Source organism: Microbacterium sp. SA156, from assembly GCF_049065455.1.
Taxonomy (GTDB): Bacteria; Actinomycetota; Actinomycetes; order Actinomycetales; family Microbacteriaceae; genus Microbacterium; species Microbacterium barkeri.
Genome location: NZ_JBAKGU010000004.1, coordinates 254,240 through 266,697, shown reverse-complemented (window position 1 = coordinate 266,697; position 12,458 = coordinate 254,240). Strand labels below are relative to the sequence as shown.

The 12,458-nt window shown below is 73.2% G+C and carries 6 protein-coding genes; all 6 read right to left on the bottom strand.

Going from position 1 to position 12,458, the window contains the following annotated elements; translation table 11 throughout:
• Positions 1–569: RDD family protein (locus tag ACOWU6_RS05990; RefSeq protein ID WP_421075065.1), on the bottom strand; the 569-nt coding region annotated here is incomplete at its 3' end.
• 1 nt (position 570) lies between these two features.
• Entirely contained in the window at positions 571–2,910 is a 2,340-nt protein-coding gene (locus tag ACOWU6_RS05985; protein ID WP_421075064.1) for a transglutaminase domain-containing protein, read from the bottom strand.
• Positions 2,907–4,169 carry a DUF58 domain-containing protein gene (locus tag ACOWU6_RS05980; RefSeq protein ID WP_421075063.1) on the bottom strand — a complete coding sequence of 421 codons (1,263 nt, stop codon included), beginning with the start codon at positions 4,167–4,169 and terminating at the stop codon, positions 2,907–2,909. The genes ACOWU6_RS05985 and ACOWU6_RS05980 overlap by 4 nt, the downstream gene beginning before the upstream one ends.
• A complete protein-coding gene (locus ACOWU6_RS05975; RefSeq protein WP_282979370.1) occupies positions 4,166–5,128 on the bottom strand; it encodes an AAA family ATPase in 963 nt (320 codons plus the stop codon). The genes ACOWU6_RS05980 and ACOWU6_RS05975 overlap by 4 nt, the downstream gene beginning before the upstream one ends.
• 27 nt (positions 5,129–5,155) lie before the next feature.
• Entirely contained in the window at positions 5,156–11,257 is a 6,102-nt protein-coding gene (locus ACOWU6_RS05970; RefSeq protein ID WP_421075062.1) for an Ig-like domain-containing protein, read from the bottom strand.
• 134 nt (positions 11,258–11,391) lie between these two features.
• On the bottom strand, positions 11,392–12,441 hold the full coding sequence (locus tag ACOWU6_RS05965) for a ferrochelatase (RefSeq protein ID WP_421075061.1): 1,050 nt from the start codon (positions 12,439–12,441) through the stop codon (positions 11,392–11,394).
• Positions 12,442–12,458: the final 17 nt, after the last annotated feature.

Below are 12,458 nucleotides of genomic sequence, written 5' to 3'. Positions count from 1 at the left end.
GGCAGCGGCGGCACCGCCGCCGCGGGCGCGGCGGGGGCCGCAGGCGCGCTCGCCTGGTCCAGCGGAGCGGCGTCGCGCGCGGAGTCGGCGTCGACCATCCGCGATCCGGCGACCCGATCGTGCCATCCGCGGTGCCACGGGGAGCCGTCGAACAGGGGCGAGAAGTACCCGACGACGATGGCGGCGCCGAGGCCCCAGATCACGTTGCGCAGGAAGGCGCGGCCGAACCCGAGGGGCGCGCCGTCGTCGTCGCGGACGAGCCGCACGCGCAGGGCGCGCATGCCCGGCGTCCCGCGACGGGTGCCCTGCCACCAGCTGTAGAGGAGGACCCAGCCGATCGCGAGCAGGCCGACGACCGCGGAGAGCGTCAGCGTGAGCCACAGCGGGCCGTTCATCGCGACCCACACCGTGACGCCCGAGAGCACGGACATCACCGCGCCGACGATGAGCATGTCGACGATGTAGGCGCCGGCGCGCCGGCCGAGCGGAGCAGGGCGCGGCGCGGGCGCAGCGGCCGGCAGCCCGTACCCGGGCGGCAGCAGTGCGCGGTGGGGATTCGACGCGGTCATGTCAGCCATCCTTCCGTCGATCGGCCGCGGCGGCGCGCAGCCTCCGGATCCACGACGATCCGGTCCTGCGCCGCAGCGAGCGCAGGCTCAGTCGGGCGCGCAGGCGACTCCAGAATGTCGCCTTCTCGCCCATCCCGTCCACCAGGGCGTCGACCTCGCTCCAGAACGCCGCGACGAATTCGGGGTCGGGCTCGCCCGGCCCGAAGACGCCGGCGTCCGCGCGCGCGGCGAGGTCGGTCACGCGGGCGTCCTCGAGCGTCGCGACGAGCACGGCGGCCTCCTCCGAGCGCGTTCCTCCGGCCGACGTGCCGTCGAGCGGGTACGCGCGGTAGTCGACGGCGCGATCGCGCAGCTCATCCCAGCCGCCGCTGATGCGGTCGGCCGCGCGCTCTGCCGCGCGCCGTCGGCGACGGCGGGCGGCCTTCACGGCGCCGATCACGACGAAGGGCGCGAGCAGCAGGAGGAGGACGGAGACGCCGGCCCCGCCCACGAGGAGGATCAGGCCGAGAGCGCCGTCCTCGGGCTCGGCGTCCTCATCCGCCTTCCGATCGTCGGGCACGAGCGGCGGGAGCTCGACCGGCTCCTGCGGAGGCGGAGGCGGCTGCAGCACCTGCGGCTTGGGTGCGCTCTTCGGCCGGGTCGTCTGGTCGTTCGGCTGCTGGTCCTCGGGGGGCGTGGGGTCGAAGGCGACCCATCCGGCGTCCTCGAAGGCGATCTCGACCCACGCGTGCACGTCGTCGCCCGTGACGACGTACGGGTTCTCCGCCGTCTCGTCCTCGCCGGGGTGGAAGCCCAGCACGACGCGCGCCGGGATGCCGAGCTCCCGTGCCATGAGCGCCATCGCGACCGCGTACTGCTCGTCGTCGCCGACCATCTGCTCGGCGCCGAGCAGGCTCGCGATGCGCTGCGACCCGTGTCCCGCGCGGGAGGGGACCTCGCCCTCGAGACCGTGGCTGAAGAAGCCGCCCTCCGAGAGGAACGATGTGAGGGCGCGTGCCTTCTCGATCGGCGTGCGCGCCTCCGCGACCGCGTCGGCGGCGAGCTCGGCGACATCGCCGGGAACGTCGACGGGCCGCGGCAGGTCGACGTCCGCGAAGTCGTCGTCGGCGAGCGCCTCGTCGGCCGACGTCGGCGGGATGACGACATCGGCGGTGTACCGATCGCCCTCGCGGAGCCCGTCGCGGACGACCGCGGTGCCCGTGTCGGCGTTGTAGTACGCGCTGCGGCGCAGGCTCTCTCCGCGGTCGCCGTCGAACGCGAGGCTGCGCACCGCGCCGGCGGCCGGAACCCAGACCCCCTCGTAGCCGCCGACCTCGACCGTGAGGCGCGCGGCCTCCCCCGCGGCCCCCTGCGCCATGTTCGAGCGGATGGGGGTGAAGTCGCTCGACGAGTCGGCGACGTCGTAGACCACTCCCGAGTAGGCGTCCATCGTCGCGAGTCGCAGGCGGGCCCCGCTCGGCAGGCCCCGGACCGTGAAGAGGGCGTCCTCGTCGAAGTCGCGCACGTAGAGCCGGAACGACTGCAGGGGGCTCGGGTACTCGCGGATGTCGAACGGCGGGATGATCACCTCGCGCAGCACGTAGCGGGTCTCGTTCGCGGGCGCGAGGGCGAGCGAGACCGCGCCCGCACCCGCCGCGATCGCGAGGACGACGGCGCCCGACACGACCCGGCGGACGACGCTCGAGCGACCCCCGTCGGCCTGTGGCGACTCGGCCGTCGCGACCGCGCTCCGCTGCGGCGCGAGCGCCGTCCGCAGCGCGAGCCAGGCGACCGCGACGACGGCGAACACGGCCGCCTGCACGAACGGCGCGGCGGGCTGCGCCGTCCCGAGGGCGATCTGGAGCACGAGCAGCGCCGCGGCGGGCACGAGCGTCCAGGCCGCGGGGACGACGCGCAGAGCGAGGCTCCCCGCGAGCGTCGCGAAGGCGAGCGAGAGGAGGAGCGGCACGATGAGGTGCCCGTCGGCGGCCGCGACCGGTGCGATCGAGGTGAGCAGCGACTTCCACGACGTCACGACGCCCGCCGCCAGCTGGCGGAGCGTGTGGATGGTCGGGATCACCCCGCCGATCGCCGTGTGCGGCAGCGCGAGCGCCCCGCCGAGCACGAAGTACACGCCCACGGCGGCCGCTGCGAGCAGGAGGACGCTCCACCGCCGGACGGCACCCGTCCAGGCGATCCCGAGCCCGAGCACGAGGCCGGCGAGCGCGGGGATCAGGTACTGCGGTCCGTCGAAGGTCGGCGCGAAGCCGATCACGGGGACGAGCAGGAGCAGCGCGACCGCGCCCAGGTCGATCGCGTCGCCTCGCCATCCGCCCAGGCGCCCGCTGTCGCGCGCGCTCATCCGAGCACCTTCCGCAGCGCGCGCGGCAGGTCGTCGACCGTCGCGAGGGTGAGCACGTCGGTCTCGCCGATGCGCCGGCGCCCGGTATCCGCGTCGGCGGCGGACACGACGATGAGCGTGCGTGCGCCGAGCGGCAGACGCGACGCGGCGTCGCGGAGGTCGGCGGGGTCAGCCGTGCTGCCGCACAGGAGCACGACGACGCTCGCGAGCGGAGCCGCCGCGGCGACCGCGCCGGCGAGGTCGGCCACCCTCCCCGCCCGCGCACGACTGTGCTCGACACCCGAGAGCGAGTCGAGCAGCTGGCGACCGGTGCCGGCGCGAAGCGGACCGGCCGGCGTCCGCACATCCACGTGGAAGGCGTCGCGGATGGCGCGCAGGCCCAGCGAGCCGCCCGCCGAGATCGCGGTCTCGAACTCCTCGGGCGACGCGTAGTCGGCGGTCGCGGTCGACAGGCCGATGACGAAGTGCGAGCGGCGGGTCTGCTCGTACGTGCGCATCATGAGCGTGCCCGTGCGGGCGGTCGAGCGCCAGTGCACGTGACGGAGGTCGTCGCCGGGCTGGTACTCCGAGAGCGCGTGGAAGGCGATGTCGTCGCGCGCGAGGTCGCGCGTCTCCATGCCCTCGAGATCCCGCACGAAGCCGATCGACTGCCCATCCAGTCTCACCGTGCGCGGGTGGACGTACAGGTCGACGGGCTCGTCGCGGCGGTCGATCCGCTCGTACAGCCCGAGCGGGTCTCCCCGCACGATGCTCACGGGCCCGACCGGCAGCACGGCGCGGCGCTGGGTCGGGATCGCGAACAGCTCCTCGATCGACTCCTCCGGCGCGAGCTGCGGGATGCCGAAGACGCCGCGCCCCGATCCGACCGGCAGGACGATCCGGGAGGGGAGGATGGCGCGGCTGCCGGTGTTCGCGAGCCGGAGCGCGCCGACCGCACGCTCGCCGACGACGACGCGCGTGCGCGTGAGGTCGAGCTCGACGTCGTACGACGTGCGCCCGAAGAGGAAGCCCGCGCAGAGCACGAGGGTCGCGGTGAGGATGGCGGCGATCGCGCGCACCTCGACCCACCCGAACGCGATGCCGAGGACCCACAGCGCGACGGCGGCGACGAGGAGGACCCAGCCGAGCGGACGGACGACGGCCGCGACGACGCGGACGCCGCGCCATCCGCGCGCGAGGACGTAGCGGAGGACCGCGACCCAGCCTGCCCGCTCCTCCGCCTGCCCGGCCTCGACCGCCTCCGGCGCCTCCGCGCTCATCGCACCTGCGGCGCCGGCACCTGCGACACGACGCGCGCGATCACGCGCTCCGCGGTCGCGCCCGAGAACTCCGCCTCCGGGTCGAGCACGAGGCGGTGGGTCCAGACCGGGCCGGTGAGCGCCTTGATGTCGTCGGGGAGGACGTAGTGGCGCCCGAGCGACGCCGCACGCACCTTGGCGAGGCGCACCATCGCGATCGCGCCGCGCACCGAGACGCCGAGCATCGTGTCGGAGTCGTCCCTGGTCGCCTCCGCGAGCTCGGCGGCGTAGCGCAGCACGCTGGGCTCGACGTGCGCGGTCGCCGCGAGGTCGGCCATGTCGGCCACGGCGCCCGTCGTGATGATCGGGGTGAGCCCCGCGGAGGGGTTGCGGTCGGCGGAGCCCGCAAGGATGCGCTCGGTCACCTCGACCGTCGGGTACCCGATCGAGGTCTTGATGAGGAAGCGGTCGAGCTGCGCCTCGGGCAGCTTGTACGTGCCCGCCTGCTCGATGGGGTTCTGCGTCGCGATCACGAGGAAGGGGCGGCCCACGTCGTGCGCGACGCCGTCGACCGTGACGCGCGACTCCTCCATGACCTCGAGGAGCGCGGACTGCGTCTTGGGAGAGGCGCGGTTGATCTCGTCCGCGAGCACGATCGACGCGAACACGGGCCCGCGGTGGAACTCGAAGCGGTGGCTCTGCTGGTCGTAGATCGTCACGCCGGTGACGTCGCTCGGCAGGAGGTCGGGGGTGAACTGGATGCGGTTCGAGGTGCCCTGCACGGTCGCCGCGAGCGCCTTCGCGAGGCTCGTCTTGCCGGTTCCGGGTGCGTCCTCGAGCAGCACGTGGCCCTCGGCGAGCATCGCCGAGAGCACGAGCCCGACGACGTCGCGCTTGCCCATGAGGGCGCGGTCGACGTTGTCGACGAGGCGCGCGAAGGTCCCCTCGAACCAGGATGCCTGCTCGGGCGTCATCGTCATGCGTGTTCTCTCTTCTCAGGTGGGCGGTCAGCGCCAGACGACGGACTGCGCGTTGCCCCAGCCCTCGATGTGGACGTAGACCGTGTCGCCGGGCGAACCGAAGTAGCAGTGCGGGTTCTTCCCGACGTAGATGGAGCCGTTGGCGGGGATGTGGATGACGCCCACGTCGCGGAACGCGCCGTCGGCGTCGTTGCAGGTCGCGCGGTAGTCGCCCTCGGGGAAGTTCTCCGTGTTGAGGACGAGGTACTCGCAGTTGTCCGTGTCGCAGTTCTTCTCGTCCTTGGCGCTGCGGTCAGGCCCCTGCGTCGTCCAGGCCTTCGCCTCGGGCACGGTGGTCGCCTTCGCCGAGACGATCGCGCTCTGCTGCCCCTCGGTGTCCGTCGCGCGGGCTTCGATCGTGTGCGTCGTCGAGTAGCCGTACCGGGCGCTCGTCGAGCCGGTGTCGTCGACGCTCTGCCACGCGCCGCCGTCGATGCGGATCTGCATCGCGACGTCGCGCCCGTTCGGCTGCGGAGCGGCCCACGAGTAGGTGATCTCGCGACCATCGCCCGTGCGCTGGGCGTCGACCGTGGGGTTCCGGACGGGTCCGAACGGGACGACGGCGTTCGACGGCGCCGAGCCCTGGCTCGCCACGGTCCCGTTGCCGGTGCCCAGGGTGGCCGCGTAGACCGCGCGGATGCTGACGGTGTACGACGCGCCGTTCGAGATGCCCTGGGCGATCGTCGATCCGGCCGGATTCGCGGCCCCCGACCACTGGCTGCTCCACGCGCCGCCGTTGAGCGAGTACTGCCAGCTGATCTCGCTCTCCTTGATGCCGTTGCGCGCGGCCGGCGTCCAGCTCACGGAGATGCTGTTGTCGTGGGGCGCGGCCTTCACGTTCGTGGGCGCATCGGGCGCGGTGTACGCCCGTCGCGGCTCGGACTCCGTGCTCCAGCCGCTCCAGCCGGCCTTGTTCTTCGCCTGCACGCGGAAGCGGTAGTCCGTCTCGGACGTGTCGAGCGTCACGTTCTGCGTCGTCTGGTCGCCGGGGACGTCCACCGTGCGCACGAGCTCGCCGCCCCGGAGCACCTGCAGCTGGTAGGCGTCGATCTCGTCGCCGTTCGTCGCCGGCTTCGTCCAGGAGACGGTCATCTGCGCCTGATCGCCGACCGGCGCCGCCATCTGCGCGGACGGCTGCGCGGGGACGGCCGGGGGCGCCGCCGGGATGTTGGCCGCCGACCAGGCGCTCCAGCTCGACGGGTCGGGCGCCTGGTTGTGCGCGCGCACCCGCACCCGGTAGGCGGTGCCGTTCTCGAGGCCCTCCCACGTGATCTTGTTGCCCGTGACGCCGGTCTTCTGCGAGATCCCGTTGGGCGGCGCGGGCGATATCTCGAGCGTGAAGCTCGAGACCGGCGAGCCGGGGGTCTCCGGCGTCTCCCAGGTGACCCCGAGGGCGCGATCGCCGAACGACGGCAGCTTGGGAGCCTGCGGCTGATCGGGGCGCGCATCGGGGCGGGCGGGCTGGCTGGGCAGCGAGGGCTCGGATGCGCCGACCTCGTTCACGGCGACGACCGTGAACCGGTACTCGACGTTGTTCGTGAGCCCGTCGAGCGTGCACGTCGTCGCGGCGCAGCGCTTCTCGTAATCGCCCGCGACACTCGTGACGACGTACTCGGCGATCGTCGCGCCGTTGTCCGACGGCGGCGTCCAGCTGAGCGCGACCTTGCGGTCCTGCACGCTCGAGACCGTGGGCTTGCCGGGCGCATCCGGCACGCCGCGCACGGTGACGCGCACGCGGCCCTCGACCATCCGCGACTGATCCCCCGTGGCGTCGGCGATGCGGTAGCGGACGACGACCGTCCCGTGGAAGTCCGCCGCGGGCGTCACGACGACCTGGTCGCCCTCGGCCGCGACCTCGGCCTCGCCGGTCTCGAGGGTCGCCGAGAGCAGCTCGAGCGGGGTCTCGGGGAACGGGTTCACGTCGTTGTCGAGGACGGGCACCGTGAGCGTCTCGCCCTGGTTCCATGCGTCGAAGACGTCGTCGTTCGCGACCGGCAGCGGCTTGCTCGATGCGGTCACGGCCACGCGCACCTCGCCGCGGACGGGGTCGTTGACGCCGTCCGAGACGGTCACGCTGACGGTGCGCTCCGTGCCCGCGCTGTCGGGCTGGGCCTCCACGGTGAGGACGGTGCCGTCGATCGAGACGGCGACATCGCCGGCGTCCGCGGTGGCGGCGACCGCGAAGGTCAGGTCGTCCTCGTCGATGTCGCTCGCGAGCGGCGCGAGGTCGAGCGTGGCGGGGCCGTCGCCGGCCCCCACCGTCAGCTCGCTGTCGACGAACTCGGGCGGCTCGTTCTCGGGTGGGAGCACGTGGATCGGGATGGACAGCGTCGCCTTCGTGCCGCTGGGGTCGTCCGGCGACGTCCCGTCGGTGACCTCGAACGTGATGGCGTCGTCGCCCGACCAGCGGTACGCCGAGGTGTAGACGAGGGTCTGCTGGTCGCGCACGAGCGGCGAGCCGTCGCTGTTGCCCGCCTGCACCTTCGCCGCCTCGGTGATGACCACCGGGTCGCCGGTCGCCGAGCGCACGTGGTCCGCGAGGGCGATCTCGACCGTCTCGCCGCTCTGGACGACGACGGGCTCCGTGCTCGTGCGGACGGGGCGGAGGTCGGCTCTCGCGGGGACGTGCACGTACGCCGTCGCGGTCAGGCCGTCCTCGTCGGTCGCGGTGAAGGGGATGAGCTGCCGCTCCTCCCCGATCGACACCCGGAGGACGCCGGCCTCGGGGTCGACGAGCTCGCCGCCGTCCGCCGTCAGCTCGAGGGTGCTCGGCGTGCCGTCGGGATCCGAGAGCCGCTCGCGCAGATCGACGTCGGCGGTGAAGTCGTCCTGGATGTCGGCCGGGAGCACATGGGCGTCCTTCGCGACGGGAGCCTGCAGCGGCACCTCGTCGTCGACGGTCACCTGGATCACGCCCTGCGCGCGTGCGCCGTGCTCGTCCTCGATCGTGTACTGGACCGAGGTCTCCATCTCGCGGCCGGGCGCCGTGATCTCGACGTGGCCGGGCAGAGTCTCCGCCTCGAGCCCGTCGACGTCGGGGACCACGAGCCCGTCGGGGACGACGAGCAGCTGCTTGCCCTCGGGGTCGGAGTCGTTGGCGAGGACGGGGACGGCGACGATGCGCCCCGGACGCACGTGGAGCGAGTCGGTCACGGCGTAGGGCGCCTGGTTCGCGGACTCGGCGGGCGCCACTCCCACGCGGATGGTCCCGATCGCCTCAGCGCCGAGCGCGTCGCGCACGCGGTACGTGAAGGTGTCGAGCCCCGCGGCGTCGTCGTAGGCGCGGTAGACGAGATGGTCGACGGCGACCTCGTCGATCGTCCCCCGCTTCGCGGCGGACGCGGGCTCGACGAGCTCGACCGAGTCGCCGTCGGGATCGATGCCGTTCAGCGGGATCGGGATGTTCGCGGTCTCGCCGGCGAGGGCGCGCACGGTCACGTCGGGCGGGTTCGGCGGCGCGTTCGTCTCGGCGTCGACGGGAACCACCTGGATCGTGATGAGGCCGGCGTCCTTCTGCCCGGTCGAGTCGACGACGTCGTAGGTCGCGTACACCGTCTGAGCGACATCGCTCGCGCGGAAGCGCACGGTGTCCTCCGACACGAACATCTGCCCGGCCTCGGCCGACGGCGCCTCCACGAGCTCGGGGGCGACGTGGATCTCGTCGTCGTTCGGGTGGTAGTCGTTGTCGAGGACCGGGATGGTGACGAGATCGTTCGCGCGGACGACCACCTCGTCGTCGTTCGCGACGGGAGGCCGGAGCTTCTCGTCGGCGGGGACGGGGATGATCACGACCTCGCCCTCGACGCTCTCCTTCCCGTTCGACAGCCGGTACGTCACCGTGGTCTGCTCCGCGAGCTGGGCGCGGTCCGCGATGCGGAGCGTCTCGTGGCCGAGGACCGAGACGGAGATGCCCGCGTCGTCGGGCACCGACACGGACTGCACGACGAGGACGCCGCCGGCGGGGTCGGAGTCGTTGTCGAGCACGCCGGCGAGCACCTCGCCGCCCGCCGGGAGGAGGGCGAGATCGCGCACCGCGACGGGCGGCAGGTCGCTGCCCTCGTCGGCGACGACGTCGACTCGGACGAGACCCGGCACGCCGTCGGCTCCCGACGCCGCGAGGTACTGCACGTATCTCGTGCCCACGCGCGTCCCCTCCACCGTGAAGGTCTTGTCGGAGAAGTCGGGGGTGATGATGAGCCCCTCCTCCTCGTCGACACGCGTCAGCCGCAGCGGGTCGATGCTCGCGGAGATGTCGTTCGCGAGCGGGGAGACGGTCGCCTGCTGTCCCAGCCGCACGACGACGTGGTCGGCGTTCGTCACCGGAGGGGCGGAGCCGGCCGGCCGCACGTCGAGCTTGAGCGTGCCCGATTGCGCGAGCCTCCCGTCCGAGACGACCACCTCGACCTCGAGCGGCCCCTGCGCGCCGGAGATCGCACGGTAGGTGATGCGCCCATCCGAGGTGAAGTCCGCCTCGTCGCCCTCGGCGGGGAAGACGTCGACGAGATAGGTGTCGTCGCCGTCGTCGTCGCGCCAGTCGGGCATGACGTCGTAGGTGACGGTGCCGCCGGTCTCGACCGCGACGGTCGGCGTGCGCGTCTGCTCCGGCCCCGCGTTCTGCGATTCCGGGTGAACGTCGATGCGCACGGTCGCGCGGTCCCGCCCTTCGCGGCCGTCGTCGACCTGGTATGTGAAGCTGCCCGAGCCCGTGCGTCCCTCGGGCACCGCGACCTGCAGCGACGTCCCGTTGTGGATGAGCTGGACGTCCGCGAAGTCGGGGCTCCCGTCGGGCAGGGAGACGGTGAGGACGTCGCCGTCGGGATCGGAGTCGTTGTCGAGCACGGGGATGATCGTCGTGCGCCCCGCGCGGACGCCGAACCGGTCGTCTGCCGCGATCGGGACGGTGTTCTCCTCGCTCCGCTCGGGCAGCGTCGTCTCGAGCGTCTCCTCGGTCGTCTCCTCCTCCTGCTCCTCGTCGCCGTCGTCGGGCGGAGTGAGCTCGTCCCAGTTGTCGACGCGGAGCATCGAGTCGCTCGCGAGCCATGCCGCGCCGCTCACGGAGTCGTTGAGCATGACGACGTCGCGGTTCACGCGGAAGACGAGCTCGCCATCGGAGTCGTAGTCCTGCACCGCGGTGGAGAGGTCGTGCGCATCGCCCGCGCAGTCCCGCAGGAACTGGCCGGCGCCCGCCCAGGCCGCGTACGCGCATCCGCCGAGGACGACGGGCTCGACCGGGTCGCCGGGGCCCGCGCCGCTCGGGGCGGAGACGATCTCGGAGCCGTCGAGAGGGATCGTGACGAGCTCGGAGGCGGTCGCGGCCGTGACGCTCGACGCCGCGGCGGCGTCGAGGGCGAGCGCCGCCTCCTTCCCTCCCGGGACCTCGATCTCGGTGCCGTCGTCGAGGTGCACGACGCCCGTCGACCGATCGAGCACGACCGCCCGGTCGCCGACCGACGTGATCGAGAGCTCGGCGCCCTTCTCGAGGTCCAGCTCCCGCGCCTCGGGCTCGCCGGGCTCGCCCTCCGCCGTGACGGGAACTGTCACGATGCCCTTCTTCGGCGAGACCGCGTGCACGGTGCCATCGAGCCCGACCGTGACAGCGGCTCCCTCGCCGAGCTCGGCCACCGGCTCGGCCTCCGCCGGGTCGAACCCGCCGAGGGCCGCGACCGGCGCGACGAAGAGGTCGCCCGACTCCGGGTCGAGGATCGCGACCGTGTCGCCGCCGAGCTCGACCCGCGCGTTGCCGGGGAGCTCGACGCGATCGCCGAGCGAGACGGTCGAGGGGTTCACGACGGCGACCGCCGCATCCGCCTCGTCGACGACGAGGACGTTGCCGCCGTCCTGCCGGATGTCGTAGCGCTCGCTCGTCGTCCGCAGGCTCCCGTCGAGGAGGCGCGACTCGTGGTTGAAGTGGCCGACGAGGAGGCTGGATGAGCGCGTGATCCACACGCTCCCGTCGTGCAGGTCGACCTCGGTCGTCGGGTTGCCGTCGTAGGCGAACGCCATCGTGCCGATCGCGAGCGTCGCGGCCGTGACGACGGCCGTGCCGATGAGGGTCTTGCGGCGTGCGCGCAGACGGGTCCATGCCTTCATCCGCGGTCGGCCTCCCCCTGATGCTCGCCTCGCCGCGGGCCGCAGGGAGCGTGGCGGCGCGCGGTCACGGACTTCCAGGGTACCTGTGCCCCCTGATCCGCCCATGCGAGCGCATGGGCACAGGTGCCCACGCCTCAGGGCGCGATGCCCGCGGCGGCCGGGTGGAACCCCGCGCGCACGTTCTCGCAGCACCCGGGGCGGCAGACGTCGAACCACGGGCCGAGCGGCGTCGCGGCCGGCCGCTCCTCGCGCGGCGTGGCGGCCATCCGCTCCTCCACGAGGTCCACGACGCCCGCGACGAACCGCGGGTCGGCGCCCGGCGTCGGCGTGCGCACCGCTCGGAGGCCGGCGTCGGCCGCCGCCTGCAGCGCCTCCTCGTCGAGATCCCACATGACCTCCATGTGGTCGCTGAGGAACCCGACCGGGACGATCGCGACGGCCTCGACCCCCTCCGCGGGCAGCTCGGCGATCCGGTCGCAGATGTCGGGCTCGAGCCAGGGCTGCGAGGCCGGTCCCGACCGCGACTGGTAGACGAGCTCCCACGGGACATCGGCCGCCTCGGGGACGATCGCGGCGACCCGCTCCATGACCGCCGCGGCGACCGCGCGATGCTGCGCCTCGTAGGCGCCACCCGGCCCGAGATCGAGGTCACGAGGGCCGGATCGCCGCGCGTCGTCGACCGGGATGCTGTGAGTCGCGAAGAGGACGCGCACTCGGAGCCGGTCGGCGAGGAAGCCTCGGATCGCGTCGACGAGCCCGTCGACGAAGGCCTCGACGAACCCGGGGTGGTCGAAGAACTGCCGCACCTTGTCGATCTCGACGACGCTCCCCAGCGCGGTCTCGTCGAGGGCGCGCGGCGCCCAGTTGCGGTTGCCCCAGTAGACCGGCAGGTCGAGGCCCCGCCGGGCGATCTCGGCCTCCAGCGCGGCCTTGAGCGCGCGGTTCTGGGCGTTGATCGGGCTCACGCCGCCGAAGTGGCGGTAGTGGTGCGCGACCTCCTCGAGGCGCTCGTCAGGGATCCCGCGGCCCCGCGTGACGTTGCGCAGGAAGGGGATGACGTCGTCCTGCCCCTCGGGGCCGCCGAACCCCGCGAGGAGGATGGCGTCGTAGGGCTGCGGGACGGTCGCGTACGGGGCGCCGTCGCGCGCGGCGGGCGAGGCGAAGGGGACGGATGCCGTGGTCATGGCGTGCTCCTGTCGTT